The following is a 14,112-nucleotide window of genomic DNA, read 5'->3' as shown; positions in this document are numbered from 1 at the left end:
TCCCACTGGGGGAACCGGGCCCGAGGCTTCGATTCGCTCAGCTCATGCGAGCTGAGTCAGATCACTTGGCCTTCTCGATGATCTCGACGACGCGCCAGCGCTTGGTGGCCGACAGCGGACGAGTCTCCATGATGAGGACAAGATCGCCGACGCCGCACTCATTGTGCTCGTCGTGGACCTTGACCTTCTTGTTCTTGCGCATGACCTTGCCGTAGAGGGCGTGCTTGACACGATCCTCAATCTGGACGACGACGGTCTTATCCATCTTGTCGCTGACGACGTAGCCACGACGGACCTTGCGGTCGTTACGAGTGGTGCTCTCTGCCATGCCACTCACTCCTCGGTGCTCGGCGCGGTGCGGTAGCCGAGCTCCCGCTCACGCGCGATCGTGTAGATACGGGCGATGTCGCGGCGCACGGTCTTCATGCGGCCGTGATCCTCGAGAGAGCCCACGGCCTGCGCGAAACGCAGGTTGAAGAGCTCGGCCTTGGCCTTCTCGAGTTCCTTGGACAGCTGGGCGTCGTCCATGGCATCAAGGTCGGAGGTGGTCAGAGCCTTTTCCGCCATCAGATGTCACCACCCTCTCGGACCACGAAACGGGTCTTCATCGGAAGCTTGTGCTGGGCACGGCGCATGGCCTCGCGGGCGAGGTTCTCATCGACACCGCCCAGCTCGAACAGGATTCGACCGGGCTTGACGGGGGCGACCCACCATTCCACGGCGCCCTTACCGGAACCCATACGGGTTTCAGCGGGCTTCTTCGTCAGCGGACGGTCCGGGAAGATGTTGATCCACACCTTGCCACCGCGCTTGATGTGACGCGTCATCGCGATACGGGCCGCCTCGATCTGGCGGTTCGTCACGTACGCGCCAGTCAGCGCCTGGATGCCGTAATCGCCGAAGGCCAGCTCGGTGCCGCCGGAAGCATTACCGGTGCGGTGCGCACGGTGCTGTCGGCGCCACTTAGTACGACGGGGAATGAGCATTCGACTCAGGCCTCCGATCCGTTTTCAGTAGCTGCGGGCGCCGCTGCGGGTGCCTGCTGCTGAGCGGTCTCCTGGTTTTGGCGGCCACCGCGGCGCGGGCCGCGACGATCGCCGCGGCGTCCACCGCGATTGGCCTGCTCGGCCTGCTGACGAGCGAACTCGCGCTCGGTGATATCGCCCTTGTAGATCCACACCTTGACGCCAATGCGACCGAAGGTCGTGCGCGCCTCGTGGAATCCGAAGTCGATGTTCGCGCGGAGGGTGTGCAGCGGAACGCGACCCTCCCGGTAGAACTCGGAACGCGACATCTCAGCGCCGCCGAGACGGCCCGAAACCTGCACACGGATGCCCTTCGCTCCGGCGCGCTGCGCGGACTGAATGCCCTTACGCATGGCGCGACGGAAAGAAACGCGAGCAGCGAGCTGTTCGGCGATGCCCTGCGCGACGAGCTGTGCATCCATATCGGGGTTCTTCACCTCGAGGATGTTGAGCTGAACCTGCTTGCCGGTGAGCTTCTCCAGATCCTGGCGAAGTCGATCCGCCTCGGCGCCGCGGCGGCCGATGACGATGCCCGGACGCGCGGTGTGCAGGTCGACACGGACGCGATCGCGCGTGCGCTCAATGTCGACCTTCGAGATGCCTGCGCGCTCGAGGTTTTCGGTGAGGTTCTTACGGATCGCAACGTCCTCGGCGACGTAGTCGGCGTAGCGCTGACCCTTGGTCGTCGAGTCGGAGAACCAGCGGGAGCGGTGATCCGTGGTGATACCCAGGCGGAACCCGGTGGGGTTGACCTTCTGGCCCATGTCAGCGGTCTCCCTTCTTCTTGTCTTCCTTGGTGCCGACCACGATGGTGATGTGGCTTGTGCGCTTCAGGATGCGGCCTGCGCGCCCCTGAGCGCGCGGACGGAACCGCTTCATGGTCGGTCCTTCATCGACGTACGCTTCGAGGATCTCGAGTTCGGCCTCGTTGAAGGTTTCGCCGACCTGTTCGGCCTTGACCTTCGCGTTGGCGACGGCGCTCAGGAGCACCTTGCGGACATCGACGGCGACGGCCTGCGGTGCGAACCGCAGGATGTCGGCGGCCTCCAGGGCGGCCTTGCCACGAACCTCGTTCACGACACGGCGGGCCTTCTGGGGCGTGACGCGGACATAACGCGCCTGCGCCTTGGCTTCCATTGAATCTGCCTCTTCTTCCCAGGGCCGGCTCAGCGCCGGCGTCCCTTTCGATCGTCCTTGTCGTGGCTGCGGAAAGTACGCGTGGGAGCGAACTCACCGAGCTTGTGGCCCACCATCGATTCGGTGACGAAGACGGGGACGTGCTTGCGACCGTCGTGCACTGCAAAGGTCAGGCCCAGGAAGTCCGGGGTGATGACCGAGCGGCGCGACCAGGTCTTGATGACGTTCTTCGAACCGGATTCGTTCGCGGCGTCAACCTTCTTGAGGAGGTGATCGTCGACGAAGGGACCCTTCTTCAAACTGCGCGGCATTCTAATCGACTCCTACTCAGCGGTTCTTGCCGGTCTTGCGACGGCGAACGATCAGGCGATCGCTGTCCTTGTTCGGACGGCGGGTACGGCCCTCGGGCTTGCCCCACGGGCTGACCGGGTGACGGCCACCGGAGGTGCGGCCCTCGCCGCCGCCGTGCGGGTGGTCGACCGGGTTCATGACGACGCCGCGGACGTGGGGGCGCTTGCCCTTCCAGCGCATGCGACCGGCCTTGCCCCAGTTGATGTTCGACTGCTCGGCGTTGCCGACCTCGCCCACCGTCGCACGGCAGGTGATTTCGACGTTGCGGATTTCGCCGGAGGGCATGCGCAGCTGCGCGAAGCGCCCTTCTTTGGCGACGAGCTGGACGGAGGAGCCTGCGGAGCGGGCGATCTTCGCGCCGCCACCGGGCTTGAGTTCGACCGCGTGCACGACGGTACCCAGGGGGATGTTGCGCAGCGGCAGGTTGTTGCCCGGCTTGATGTCCGCGCCGACGCCGGCCTCGATGCGATCGCCTTGGGAGAGCTTCGCGGGAGCGAGGATGTAGCGCTTCTCGCCGTCCGCGTAGTGCAGAAGGGCGATGCGGGCGGTACGGTTCGGGTCGTATTCGATGTGCGCGACGACGGCGGGGACGCCGTCCTTGTCGTGACGACGGAAGTCGATGACTCGGTACTGGCGCTTGTGTCCGCCGCCGCGGTGGCGGGCGGTCACACGACCGTTCGAGTTGCGACCGCCTGTCTTGTGGAGCGGGCGGAGTAGCGACTTCTCGGGCTCGGAGCGGGTGATCTCAACGAAATCGGAGACCGACGCGCCGCGACGACCGGGGGTCGTGGGCTTGTACTTGCGGATTCCCATTCTTGTCCTCTACCTCTCCGGGCTCAGGCCTGATCGCCGAAGATGTCGATGGCTCCCTCGCGCAGGGTGACGATCGCACGCTTCACGTCCTTGCGCTTGCCCTGACCCGTGCGGGTCCGGTAGGTCTTGCCCTTGCGGTTCTGAGTGGCAACCTGGCCGACCTTGACTCCGAAGATCGCTTCGATGGCGATCTTGATCTCGGTCTTGTTGGCGCGCGGGTCGACCTCGAAGGTGTACTTGCCTTCATCCATGAGGATGGAGGACTTTTCGGTGACGACCGGCTTCAGGATGATGTCGCGGGGGTTCTTGCCCGCTTCGAGGGTGCTCACTTGGTCTCCTCCTTGGTGCCGAGGAAGGACTCGAGGGCGGCCTGCGTGAACACAATGTCATCGGCGTCGAGGACGTCGTAGGTGTTGAGCTGGTCGACCCAGAGAACGTGAACCTCGGGGACGTTGCGCAGGCTGAGAGCGGTGATCTCATCATTGCGCTCGAGGACGACGAGGGCCTGACGGTCCTCGACGATGGCGCGCAGCGCTGCGAGAGCGATCTTCGTCTTCGGGGTCTCACCTTCGATGAGAGCCGTGACGACGTGGATACGGCCATTGCGCGCGCGGTCGGACAGAGCGGAGCGCAGGGCGCCCTGCTTCATCTTCTTGGGGGTGCGCTGGTCGTAGTCGCGCGGCTGCGGGCCGTGGACGATGCCGCCGCCGGTGAAGTGCGGGGCGCGGATCGAACCCTGACGGGCGTTACCGGTGCCCTTCTGACGGAACGGCTTCTTGCCGCCGCCAGAAACCATGCCGCGCGTCTTCGTGGCGTGCGTGCCCTGGCGGGCGGCGGCCAGCTGTGCGACGACGACCTGGTGCATAAGCGGGATATTGGTGGGGACGTCGAAGATCTCTGCAGGGAGTTCGACCGATGCGGCCTTCTTACCCTGGAGATCGAGAACGTCGAGAGTCTGGACCTCAGACATTTCACGCACCCTTCACGGAGGAGCGAACCAGGACCACGCCGTTCTTGGGACCCGGGATGGCGCCGCTGATGAGCAGCAGGCCCTTCTCGGCGTCCACGGCCTGAATCTTCAGGTTCTGGACGGTACGGCGGACGTTCCCCATGCGGCCGGCCATGCGCAGGCCCTTGAAGATGCGTCCGGGGGTTGCGCAGGCGCCGATCGAACCGGGCTTGCGGTGATTGCGGTGCGCGCCGTGGCTGGCGGAAACGCCGGCGAAGCCGTGGCGCTTCATGACGCCCGCGAAGCCCTTGCCCTTGGTGTTGCCAGAGACGTCGACAGCCTGACCGGCTTCGAACACGGTGGCTTGGAGTTCCTGGCCGAGCTCATAGTTGTCGGCGGCGGAGGTGCGGACTTCGGCGAGGTGACGGCGCGGTTCAACGCCTGCCTTCGCGAAGTGACCGGCCATGGGCTTGGTGACCTTGCGAGCGGGGATTTCACCGAATCCGAGCTGGACGGCGCTGTACCCGTCGACCTCTTCGGTGCGGACCTGGGTCACGACGTTGGTGCCGACCTGCACGACAGTGAGGGGCACGAGACGGCCGTCGGCATCCCAGACCTGGGTCATGCCGAGCTTGCGGCCGAGCAGCGCCTGAACCGGCGCAGCTGCGTGCTGCTTGTTGTCAGTAGTCATTGCAGATGTCCTCAGAGCTTGATCTCGATGTTGACGTCCGCGGGCAGATCGAGACGCATGAGCGAGTCGACGGCCTTCGGGGTCGGGTCGATGATGTCGATGAGCCGCTTGTGGGTGCGCATTTCGAAGTGCTCGCGGCTGTCCTTGTACTTGTGGGGCGACCGAATGACGACGAACACGTTCTTTTCGGTCGGCAGCGGGACGGGGCCCACCACGGTGGCGCCTGCTCGCTGCACGGTGTCCACGATTTTGCGCGCGGAGCTGTCGATGACCTCGTGGTCATACGACTTGAGCCGGATGCGGATCTTCTGTCCCGCCATGCCGTCTTACCTCTTCTCGTACAGATTCGTCACCGGTCCCCGCACTCGGGCGTGTCGCTTTTGGAGCGTTCATCGTGCGCGCGGTTCTCCCCAGGGTGGGGAGTGGACCGTTGTCTTGTCCAAAGATCACGGGCGGAATGCCCGGTCCGCGGAGTTCCCGCGGAACCGCCCCACATGTGCGGGGCAACCGTATTAGTCTTTCAGATTCATATTCTTCCCGGCAAGCTCGAAGCTGCGGGATGTCGTGTGAATCCCCTGACATTGATCGGATAGTTGTTGCTGGTCCCTTGACCGATTGACGAGGACGATGCCCGGTGGGCATTCCCGCCGAGGATGAGGGGGCAACTCCGAGGTGTCAGTGTATACGCGCTCGGGCGTGTCGCCAAAGCGACGAGGGCGGGGCCGTCAGGAGCACAGTTCTCTTTCGGCTCGGGCGCATTCGTGTTTCGGCAGGCGCAGCTTTGGATGTCGTCTGGAGCCTGATTGGTTGTGTTCCACCTTGTGGGCTACTGCGAGGTTGTGCCGATACAGACATCAGGGGCAGGTTTGCGTGTCGAGAGGGCTTGGACCGCCAGCAGCAGGTTCGGGGCCTAAAGCGGGTTTGCTGCTATGGCCCGGTCTTAGCCCGGTGGAATCAGGGGACGGCCTGGAAGCAGGATGGTCTCGCCCACACTCCAGGTAGCTTGAAACTATGGCACGCTTTCGCCCCAGACGGCAGATAGTGCGGAGCTACAGCATGGTTGTCACCCAAGGGGTGCAAGTTTGGGCACGACAGTGGCACGTTCAGCTTCTAGGTTCTAGTGGTGCTTGCAACGGGGTCTTTGTGAAGGAGTTCGTTGTGGCTGGTCTTGGTCGTGTTTTTCAGGGGGTTGGGGCTGTTGCGGCGTGGGCATGGCTGTGGCGGGGAATCCTTCTTGGGATTCCCCGCCACAGGGTGTGGTCGAATGCAGCCCGCTCAGGAGTTCATGCCCTCACGTGAGCGAGGCGCCGCATTCGAGGGTTCACTTCTCAGAGCGCTTCTTGCGGGCGACGAGGAAGACTCCACCGGCAAGGAGGACGAGCGCAACACCTCCAATGGTCATGAGGAGCTGGCCGTCCGCACCCGTGAGCGGGAGGGTCGGCACGTTCGTCTTCGTGTTCTCGATCGTTAACGTGACGGTGTTGTAGGTAGCTGTGGTGAGATCTGCCTTGTAAGGCGTGTCCGGGTTGAAAGTGTAGCCAGCGGGGGCCGCGGTCTCGAAGAGGACGTATTTCTGGATCTTCAGCTTGTCGAGAGATCCCGTCCCCAGGGATTTTTCCGTGGTGATCGTTCCGACAGCGGGACAATCCTTGGTCTCTTCCACTCCATCTTCGTCGACGCAGACTTTGAACTCAGCACCACTGAGGTAGAGTGTCTTATCCGTCGCATCCAATTTTTCCACTGTGATCTTGCCGAGGTCTGCGAATGCAAGGGCGTGACCAACCTCAACATCATTGATGAAGCTTAGGACACCGTTGCGGAATTGACCGTTCCCGGAAGCCTTGGTGGTGTAGGTTGCGACAATCTCTCCGCCTGAGGGAAGATCGCCCGAGTTCTTTGCCGTAATGACAAGATGCTTGCCATCAAGGCCAGCAAGCTCTTTGTTGAAGTCACCCGTCTTGTCCTTCCCGTTCACCGTGACCTTCACCGAGGCAAGAGTGCCTTTCGTATCACCGGCCCCGGAAAGATCGTCCTCGAACCTGAACTTTGTGAGTTTGTTGGTGTCATCGAAGGTCGGCAGAGTCTGCTTCACGGTCCAGGTGATCACACCATCAGCAGCGTTCTTCACTTCCGCAGACTTTTCGGGCTTAGGCGACACTGTGTTCTTCGGGTAAACATTCGCCGTGTAGGACCAGGCGCCCTTAGCGTCCTTGATCGGCAGGGTAATGAAGAAGGGCGCCGCCTTGGCAACGATCACAGAACCTGGGGGAAGAGACGCTTTGGATTCAACGACAATGTAGAGCCCCGGGTACACGTCGGTGAACTGAGCGAGTCCCGTCCCGTCAGCAGTCGTTTTTTCGTCAATCTTTTTCAGAGTGTATTTTTTACCGTCAATCGTCACCTTTGTTGGCGAGTTCTGGTTATCAAGCGCAGGCTCGACGGGCTTGGCAGGGTCCGTGATTTTCCCAACGACATCCCAGCCTGCGTTGCCATTGACTAGATCAACGCCCTCCACCTTGTACAGGGTGAAGGGAACTCCACCAAGGGCTTCACCCCCGGCCGACACCTCGTTGCCGTTGCCGTACTCGAGGGTTCCACCCGGGTTGGCGTGCTTGTACACGTTGATCGTGCCCGGCGTGTTCGTAATATCCCCCATCGGATTGCCTGTCGTCGCCATCGCAGCGCTCGACAGACCAAAGAGGGTGAAAAGACTCAGGACGAGCGAAGCAAGAACCGCAACAATGCGGCGTTCCCTCGTAGTCGTGCTCATGGAGATGAACTCCCTTCGTGAACTCGGCGGATCACCCGCCACCATGTGCCTCAAGCATTGGCCGCTCAGCGGCCAAAACAGGATCGAAACGGTCGCCAGCATCACCAAGAGCCTCGAACACTCAATGAGCAAGCAGCAACCGATGAGTACAGACTAAAGCTCACATTAGCCGGATCACAACCCTTCGGGTCACAGTATGATTACGCTTCACCACCACAGCCCAACACTGCATCACGGCTTGTGCAAGCAGAGCCACTCCCCCTGTTCAGGCCGCTGGAGGCCCTTCTTCGGGTTGACGTCCGGAGCGCCAGATATACGCAGCGGCAAGAAGGAACCCCGCTGCCTGAATAATCGCCCACCATGGGAATCCCGGATTCTTCGCCTGCGCACCGAGGTCCTCAATCGTCTCAGGTGGCGTCGGGAGGACTCGTTCTCCAGTCACAAGGATGCGTTGGGTGTTAATACCCAGGGGTGTGCAGGTCACCAAAGTGACAAGGTCGCGGCCCGGCACCGCCTGCAATTCCTCGGTGTCTTCGGGTTCAACGACTTTGATTTCAGTGACTCGATAGCTCAGGGCTTGATCGAGGATTTCAAGGGTGATTTCGTCTCCCACGACGACCTTGTTGAGCTTGGTGAACAATTCAGCGTCTGCCAAACCTCGGTGCCCGGTCAGGACCGCACGTGTACCGATGCCGCCGACCGGCAAGGATGTGCCTTTCAGATGCCCAATGCCTTTGAGAAGGGTTTCATCACTCGTCCCGTGGTAGATGGGAAGGTCTGCATTGATTGCGGGGATCTTGATGCGCCCCATGAGCCCAGTGTCGCCGACGTTGAGGAGCGAGTCGTAATCGAAGCCCCCCTGATCCTCATTCCCCACTCCCCGTGGGACATTCGCATTCGCTTCGAGTAGAGCCCCCACCGATAGGGCTTCGTTGTACTCTCTCGCTTCGGTGAACTGTTCCTCAGAGCTCGGGTCCAGGCCGGTGGCAACTGCCGTTGAATACGAGTTCACGACCTTCGATTGCTTGTACTGACTGAACCACTGCGCCATCGGCGGGTAGCTCGCGATCGCAATACCAACGAGGGCGAGTAGCGCCGCAAGCATAGGGAGGACATGGAATCGCCACACCATCCGAGGACGTGGCCTCATCTGAGCCTTTCGCACTCTCTTCTCCCCCACTTCACTCGTGTGTTGCGTGGAGTTCTCGACGGCTTTCGTCGAGTCCCCCGAAGCCTGCATGTGACTGAGCTGCGCTGTACGAGGCTACCGTGTACAGGCTTTCGATCACACTAACGAGTCACAGTCTCCACCGGCTGCAACACGCACAGCAAGCTTCGAGGAGACGGAAGTGCCTTCGCCTGTTCCTTCCCCTGTGTTCGGCCATCCTTGTTATTCCTCGTCCTCCTCCCTGTGCTTCGCTCGGGGCTACCTCCGATGCTTGTCCTCCCCTACTGCCTTTGCACGTGGGAAGCAGCGCGAGCTTGCGATGAGAGCTGCGGAGAGAGTATCGCTCTGCGGCCGCGTCGCGAAAGTACTGGCAAGGCGCGCCGAGTGCCCGAGGTGGTAGCCGTAGTCGCAGGCCGGGAGGCTGCGCCCCATCAGGGTGACACGAGAGGAGACACTTCCTAAAACCTTTGCCCGCCCCAGCGCGCGTGGTCGCGGGCCCTTTCGAAATCCGCCGCTCAGGCGCAGATCCTTGTATCCACCACAGCGCGCATGGTCGAGAATCCCCCGAAATCCGCCAATCAGGCACCTCCAGATGTTCACCCCAGCGCGCGTGGTCAAAAGCAGAATCGCAGGTACGTTCAGGCGGAACACCGCCGCCCACCCCAGCGCGCGTGGTCAAGAGCAGAATCGGAGGTACGTTCAGGCGGAACACCTCCGCCCACCGAGCACGCGTGGTCGCGGGTCCATTCGAAATCAGCCGCTCAAGCACATCCAGGTGTCCAGCCCAGCACGCATGGTCGCAGGTCCCTTCGATATCCCCCGGTCAGGCATCTTCAGGTGGCGTCCCCAGCACTCATAGTTAAGTGTCCGGGAGGCACCAGGTTGCTTTTTCTCCCTGAGCTTCGACAGTGAAGAGTGAGAAGGTGAGGAGTGCCGGGCTCCCCGAAGAGAGCCCGGCACTCCTTTGGTGTCCTCAGATCGACACCATCAGCGCTTTGGAATCAGGAAGCGCTCCTTTTGCGTCGCCGAGCGGCAACCGCGAGGAGAGTCGCGATGCCTCCGGCGCCGCCTGCGAGGATCACAAACCAATCCTCACCAAGTCCGCCGGTGAGAGGCAATCTTGGAACAGGACGCTTCTTGTTGTCGATCGGGGTACTGTAGTGTTCCTCATTCGTCGCCCCTTTGGTGATCGTGATCTCAAGATCACCGTGTGCGAGGTAGCCTGCGGGGACCTTCGACTCGTGCAGCGTGTAGGTGCCGACCGGGAGATCCTGGACTTCGAACTCGGAGGTAGCGGAGCTCGCCCCCACTGTTGCGCCGGGTACTCCGTTCAGAGTGAGAGTCCATTCGGAGCCCGTGAGAGGTTGTCCTTCACCGGTCTTCTTCCACTTCGCTCCACCTGTTTGAAGGGTGTTCGTGGCAGTGCAGGTGTAAGTCCCACCTGCAGCGAAGGGGAAAGCGCCTGTGGAGTTCTTGTCGACCCTCGCACCCGCAGCGTCGAGGCACTCCCAGGATTCGGCATAGGCCGTGGCGGGGAGCCCGCCGGTGATGCCTGCCGGGTTCGCTGTCTCGCTCAGCGCGTAGTTGCCGGGCTGAATCTTCTGGTTCGTGACGCCAGGGTCTCCGGAAGTTCCCTCGATGCTCGTTGGTCCATTGGCCTTCAGGTTCCAGTCTTTCTCCGTTGCTTTCTTCGCCCAGTTGGGCGCGTCCGCAGGAACGTTGATCTTCTTCACCAGGGTCAGGGTCGCCGACTTCAGCCTGTTCTTCGCCGTGCAGGTTACCTTCTGGCCGGGTTTGGGCGTCACTGTCTTCGCATTGGCGTCGAAAGTGAGTTGCCCTTGATCTGCGGAGCAGGACCACGCCTCAAGCTCGTACTGGCCAGCTTCGTTGAAATCTGCTTTGGGTTTTTCGCTGAGCGTATACTCCTGGTTCGGCGTGACCTTGGCGGAAGCACCGGAGTCTCCGTTCACGCTCTCAGTGCCGTGCGTTGCACTGAGCGTCCAGTTCGAGGCAGCTGCTGTTCCTGAACTCACCTCTTTGAGGAGCGTGATTGTCGCCGGTGGAGTGTAGAGGTTCGTATAGGTGCATCGGATCGGGACCTTCGCGGAATCCTCCTCCGACAGCCCCTTCGCGAGGGTCAGAGTGCCTCCTGAAATGGAGCCAATAGGAGCACCTTGTCCATCCGCGTCCTTACAGCTGAGGGATTTCAAAGACCAGTTAGCGCCAAGCGTATCCTCGGTGATCTTGAGTTCTTTGCCCGTGTTGTAACCATTCTCATTCACTTCCGTGGCGGGAGCCGCCTCTTTGGGCTTGAGGCTGAATTTCCCGCCCGCCCCCCATAGGTTGATCAGTTCACCGGTGGTCGTGAAGCCGAACTCGGTGGTCGGCATCTCGCCGACCATGTCTGGCGCCTTTTCAATCTTCTTCTCGATCGTCACCTTGCGGACCTGTTCAATGGAAGCCCAGAGGCATCCGTAGGTCTTCTGGCCTTCCACGGTAATGAACTGCTCGGAAAGCGGGGTTCCTCCGGTGAGTTCCGCAGGGCACGAGGCGCCGGTGTTCTGCGTGAAACCGTGAATGGTGAGCGTGTAGTTGAGGTTGCCTGATTCGAATGAGACCGGCGCGACCGTCGAGGTGAAGTTCAGGATGTCATTAGGATGAGGCCCATTGTTCGGGGTCTCGTGGATCGTCCAGGGGAAACTCAGGGTTTTCTCCACACCACTGAGTGTGAGTTTGATGTTGAGCGTGGCTGCATAATGCTGCCCCCCGCTTCCGCCCGAGCCCACAATCGGGTTGTTCACGTGCACGAAGTAGCCGAGGGCGAACTCTTTCCCGACATCAACGCTACCAACTTCACGCGGAGCGAAGCCGACAGCTGACTTGACCTTCAAGTTCAGCTCTCCTGGCTCTTGTCCCTCATAGTAGGTACAGCTCGGATTTCCACATTTTTGTCCACGGCCATGGGCGGAGTAGACCATTTTCCCTGGGCCCACGAAAGCGGTCGAGCCCGCTCCGCCCCCGGGATTGGGGATCTTGCCGCTCACAGTTCCTGCAGCCGCAGAGCCGTAGCGAATATCTCCCCCCGTAGTGCCATTTATCCCATGATGATTCGCTGCCTGAGCCTGAACCTGCAGAGGGATCGTGCCGCGAAGCGCCGCGGGAGCCATGCGAGGCGCACCCGGATCGATCGCGGACTCCTCGCCACTCGCATCCCCAGCGGACTCATCTGGGGCTGAGGCATCGCCCGCACCTGAGTCGGCAGAGGACTCAGAGGATGCTTCCGGTGTCGCAGTGGTGTCATCCCCAGGCTCTGCATCCTCCCCCTCAGCATCAAGCTCGGTAGTCGAGGCTGACGAGCTATCCGCGCTCGGCACATCTCCACTGTCGAATGGAGAGCTTCCCACCACTGGTTCCACATCACTTTGAGGGCCTGCAGGATCCGCCCACGCAGCGCCCGCAATTCCCGAAACTCCAAGAGTGAGCATGGAGAGGGAGGCGATCACACGTCGTTTCCACAGGTATCTCGGGCCTCGCCGCGTTGTTCGCGTCAACAATCTCGATTGGCTCATTCAAGTCTCCTCGGGTTCTTCGTCGCTACCACGAGATGAGGTGGCCTCGTGGCGCAGCGAAAGCACTGCGCCTTGCACGGTACCGAGAATCCACATATGACGCAAGGCGTCCTCTAATCGTTATTCTTTCGCAACCCGCACCCCGGATCCGGGCTAGCGGCCATGGCCTCGGCAAACAAAGACACAGACAGGAACACCCCTTCCAGCACAGCCTCAAAAGGCAGGGCGCCCTTAGCGCGGCCCGCTTTCGACCCGAAAAGACGAGCACGCCTCTACGATGCACGGACACAAAAACTGGGGGCCGCCAGCTCCTTGTCGGAGATGACGGCCCCCAGCAGGCCCTCAGGCGATCCACCGGTCCGAGCAACGCTCAGCGCATTACTCGGCCGGAGAAGATCACTTCTCGATCGCGGTCACACGACCGGAACCAACCGTGCGGCCACCCTCGCGGATCGCGAAGCCGAGGCCCGGCTCCATGGCGATCGGCTGGATGAGCTCAACGGTGATCTCGGTGGTGTCACCAGGCATGACCATGTCGGTTCCCTCGGGGAGGGTGATGACGCCGGTCACGTCCGTGGTGCGGAAGTAGAACTGCGGACGGTAGTTCGAGAAGAAGGGGTTGTGGCGCCCGCCCTCTTCCTTCTTGAGGATGTAGACCTGGCCCGTGAAGTTAGTGTGCGGGGTGATCGAACCGGGGACGGCGACGACCTGGCCGCGCTCAACCTCATCGCGCTTGGTGCCACGCAGGAGCAGACCACAGTTCTCGCCGGCCCAGGCCTCGTCCATCGACTTGTGGAACATCTCGATGCCGGTGACGGTGGTCTTCTGCGGATCGCGGATGCCGAGGATCTCGACCTCGGAGTTGATCGGGAGCTTGCCGCGCTCGACACGACCGGTGACGACAGTGCCACGACCGGTGATGGTGAAGACGTCCTCGATCGGCATGAGGAAGGGCTTGTCCATGTCGCGCTCGGGGGTCGGGATGAACTCATCCACGGCATCCATGAGCTCGACGATCTTCTCGACCCACTCCTCATCGCCCTCAAGGGCCTTCAGGGCGGAAACCTTGATGATCGGAGCATCGCGATCGAAGTCCTGGGACTCGAGAAGATCCCGGCACTCTTCCTCGACGAGCTCGAGCATCTCTTCGTCATCGACCATGTCGGACTTGTTCAGCGCGACGAGGATGGTCGGAACACCCACCTGGCGGGCGAGAAGGACGTGCTCACGGGTCTGAGCCATCGGGCCGTCGGTGGCGGCGACGACGAGGATCGCGCCGTCCATCTGAGCCGCACCGGTGATCATGTTCTTCACGTAGTCGGCGTGGCCAGGGGCGTCAACGTGAGCGTAGTGACGCTTCTCGGTCTGGTACTCGACGTGGGAGACGTTGATCGTGATGCCGCGCTCGCGCTCCTCAGGAGCGTTGTCGACCTGATCGAAGGGGCGGAACTCGTTGAGATCCGGGTACTTGTCATGCAGGACCTTCGTGATCGCTGCGGTGAGCGTGGTCTTGCCGTGGTCAACGTGACCAATGGTGCCGATGTTGACGTGCGGCTTGCTGCGCTCGAACTTGGCCTTCGCCACTTGTGTCCTCCTGGACTCGGGTAGTTGTTCTAGCCTTTGGCTGGTGTCACTCTAA

General features: G+C 61.6%; 16 protein-coding genes. 1 reads left to right on the top strand and 15 read right to left on the bottom strand.

What is annotated here, in order from left to right; translation table 11 throughout:
• Nucleotides 1-61 precede the first annotated feature (61 nt).
• The 12 genes from rpsQ to FFA61_RS01445 form a co-directional block, all read right to left on the bottom strand.
• Nucleotides 62-328: a 30S ribosomal protein S17 gene (gene rpsQ / locus FFA61_RS01500; RefSeq protein WP_005962237.1), complete on the bottom strand. Its 267-nt coding sequence runs from the start codon at nucleotides 326-328 to the stop codon at nucleotides 62-64.
• A gap of 5 nt (nucleotides 329-333) precedes the next feature.
• The gene (gene rpmC, locus FFA61_RS01495; RefSeq protein ID WP_005962238.1) at nucleotides 334-567 is read right to left on the bottom strand and encodes a 50S ribosomal protein L29; all 234 of its coding nucleotides are present in this window, start codon (nucleotides 565-567) and stop codon (nucleotides 334-336) included.
• A complete protein-coding gene (gene rplP, locus FFA61_RS01490) occupies nucleotides 567-986 on the bottom strand; it encodes a 50S ribosomal protein L16 (RefSeq protein ID WP_005962239.1) in 420 nt (139 codons plus the stop codon). The genes rpmC and rplP overlap by 1 nt, the downstream gene beginning before the upstream one ends.
• Nucleotides 987-991: 5 nt before the next feature.
• Nucleotides 992-1,789 carry a 30S ribosomal protein S3 gene (gene rpsC / locus FFA61_RS01485; RefSeq protein WP_005962240.1) on the bottom strand — a complete coding sequence of 266 codons (798 nt, stop codon included), beginning with the start codon at nucleotides 1,787-1,789 and terminating at the stop codon, nucleotides 992-994.
• 1 nt (nucleotide 1,790) lies between these two features.
• Nucleotides 1,791-2,162: a 50S ribosomal protein L22 gene (rplV, locus tag FFA61_RS01480; RefSeq protein WP_005962241.1), complete on the bottom strand. Its 372-nt coding sequence runs from the start codon at nucleotides 2,160-2,162 to the stop codon at nucleotides 1,791-1,793.
• A gap of 29 nt (nucleotides 2,163-2,191) precedes the next feature.
• Nucleotides 2,192-2,473, bottom strand: a complete 282-nt coding sequence (rpsS, locus tag FFA61_RS01475; protein ID WP_005962242.1) for a 30S ribosomal protein S19 — start codon at nucleotides 2,471-2,473, stop codon at nucleotides 2,192-2,194.
• Between the two features lie 16 nt (nucleotides 2,474-2,489).
• On the bottom strand, nucleotides 2,490-3,326 hold the full coding sequence (gene rplB / locus FFA61_RS01470) for a 50S ribosomal protein L2 (protein WP_005962243.1): 837 nt from the start codon (nucleotides 3,324-3,326) through the stop codon (nucleotides 2,490-2,492).
• A 23-nt stretch (nucleotides 3,327-3,349) separates the two neighbouring features.
• Nucleotides 3,350-3,655 carry a 50S ribosomal protein L23 gene (rplW, locus tag FFA61_RS01465; RefSeq protein ID WP_005962244.1) on the bottom strand — a complete coding sequence of 102 codons (306 nt, stop codon included), beginning with the start codon at nucleotides 3,653-3,655 and terminating at the stop codon, nucleotides 3,350-3,352.
• A complete protein-coding gene (gene rplD / locus FFA61_RS01460) occupies nucleotides 3,652-4,296 on the bottom strand; it encodes a 50S ribosomal protein L4 (protein WP_005962245.1) in 645 nt (214 codons plus the stop codon). The genes rplW and rplD overlap by 4 nt, the downstream gene beginning before the upstream one ends.
• A gap of 1 nt (nucleotide 4,297) precedes the next feature.
• Nucleotides 4,298-4,966 (bottom strand): 50S ribosomal protein L3, encoded by a 669-nt coding sequence (gene rplC / locus FFA61_RS01455; protein WP_005962246.1) that lies wholly within the window; start codon nucleotides 4,964-4,966, stop codon nucleotides 4,298-4,300.
• Nucleotides 4,967-4,977: 11 nt separating this feature from the next.
• Nucleotides 4,978-5,286, bottom strand: coding sequence for a 30S ribosomal protein S10 (rpsJ, locus tag FFA61_RS01450; protein WP_003790631.1), 309 nt, complete (start codon nucleotides 5,284-5,286; stop codon nucleotides 4,978-4,980).
• A gap of 1,001 nt (nucleotides 5,287-6,287) precedes the next feature.
• Nucleotides 6,288-7,736, bottom strand: coding sequence for a SpaH/EbpB family LPXTG-anchored major pilin (locus tag FFA61_RS01445; protein ID WP_005962249.1), 1,449 nt, complete (start codon nucleotides 7,734-7,736; stop codon nucleotides 6,288-6,290).
• 4 nt (nucleotides 7,737-7,740) lie between these two features.
• On the opposite strand from FFA61_RS01445, the gene FFA61_RS09165 reads away from it, so the two are divergent.
• Complete coding sequence (locus FFA61_RS09165; protein WP_165544452.1) at nucleotides 7,741-7,893, top strand: hypothetical protein; 153 nt, start codon at nucleotides 7,741-7,743, stop codon at nucleotides 7,891-7,893.
• Between the two features lie 108 nt (nucleotides 7,894-8,001).
• Here the strand turns inward: FFA61_RS09165 and FFA61_RS01440 are convergent, their stop codons facing one another.
• From FFA61_RS01440 to tuf, 3 genes are all read right to left on the bottom strand, one after another.
• A complete protein-coding gene (locus FFA61_RS01440; RefSeq protein ID WP_165544453.1) occupies nucleotides 8,002-8,886 on the bottom strand; it encodes a class C sortase in 885 nt (294 codons plus the stop codon).
• 1,019 nt (nucleotides 8,887-9,905) lie between these two features.
• Entirely contained in the window at nucleotides 9,906-12,473 is a 2,568-nt protein-coding gene (locus tag FFA61_RS01435; RefSeq protein WP_131247168.1) for a choice-of-anchor K domain-containing protein, read from the bottom strand.
• A 396-nt stretch (nucleotides 12,474-12,869) separates the two neighbouring features.
• Nucleotides 12,870-14,057 (bottom strand): elongation factor Tu, encoded by a 1,188-nt coding sequence (tuf, locus tag FFA61_RS01430; RefSeq protein WP_005962253.1) that lies wholly within the window; start codon nucleotides 14,055-14,057, stop codon nucleotides 12,870-12,872.
• Nucleotides 14,058-14,112 lie beyond the last annotated feature (55 nt).

The organism is Schaalia cardiffensis F0333 (genome assembly GCF_005886435.1).
In the GTDB taxonomy this organism is placed as follows: domain Bacteria; phylum Actinomycetota; class Actinomycetes; order Actinomycetales; family Actinomycetaceae; genus Pauljensenia; species Pauljensenia cardiffensis.
The sequence above is the reverse complement of the archived record's forward strand: the minus strand, read 5'-3'. Positions and strand labels throughout refer to the sequence as shown.

What these genes read in the sequence shown, in the direction of transcription:
- rpsQ (WP_005962237.1), bottom strand. Translation starts at nt 328, where the DNA reads ATGGCAGAGAGCACCACTCGTAACGACCGCAAGGTCCGTCGTGGCTAC.
- rpmC (WP_005962238.1), bottom strand. Translation starts at nt 567, where the DNA reads ATGGCGGAAAAGGCTCTGACCACCTCCGACCTTGATGCCATGGACGAC.
- rplP (WP_005962239.1), bottom strand. Translation starts at nt 986, where the DNA reads ATGCTCATTCCCCGTCGTACTAAGTGGCGCCGACAGCACCGTGCGCAC.
- rpsC (WP_005962240.1), bottom strand. Translation starts at nt 1,789, where the DNA reads ATGGGCCAGAAGGTCAACCCCACCGGGTTCCGCCTGGGTATCACCACG.
- rplV (WP_005962241.1), bottom strand. Translation starts at nt 2,162, where the DNA reads ATGGAAGCCAAGGCGCAGGCGCGTTATGTCCGCGTCACGCCCCAGAAG.
- rpsS (WP_005962242.1), bottom strand. Translation starts at nt 2,473, where the DNA reads ATGCCGCGCAGTTTGAAGAAGGGTCCCTTCGTCGACGATCACCTCCTC.
- rplB (WP_005962243.1), bottom strand. Translation starts at nt 3,326, where the DNA reads ATGGGAATCCGCAAGTACAAGCCCACGACCCCCGGTCGTCGCGGCGCG.
- rplD (WP_005962245.1), bottom strand. Translation starts at nt 4,296, where the DNA reads ATGTCTGAGGTCCAGACTCTCGACGTTCTCGATCTCCAGGGTAAGAAG.
- rplC (WP_005962246.1), bottom strand. Translation starts at nt 4,966, where the DNA reads ATGACTACTGACAACAAGCAGCACGCAGCTGCGCCGGTTCAGGCGCTG.
- rpsJ (WP_003790631.1), bottom strand. Translation starts at nt 5,286, where the DNA reads ATGGCGGGACAGAAGATCCGCATCCGGCTCAAGTCGTATGACCACGAG.
- FFA61_RS01445 (WP_005962249.1), bottom strand. Translation starts at nt 7,736, where the DNA reads ATGAGCACGACTACGAGGGAACGCCGCATTGTTGCGGTTCTTGCTTCG.
- FFA61_RS09165 (WP_165544452.1), top strand. Translation starts at nt 7,741, where the DNA reads ATGAACTCCCTTCGTGAACTCGGCGGATCACCCGCCACCATGTGCCTC.
- FFA61_RS01440 (WP_165544453.1), bottom strand. Translation starts at nt 8,886, where the DNA reads ATGAGGCCACGTCCTCGGATGGTGTGGCGATTCCATGTCCTCCCTATG.
- FFA61_RS01435 (WP_131247168.1), bottom strand. Translation starts at nt 12,473, where the DNA reads ATGAGCCAATCGAGATTGTTGACGCGAACAACGCGGCGAGGCCCGAGA.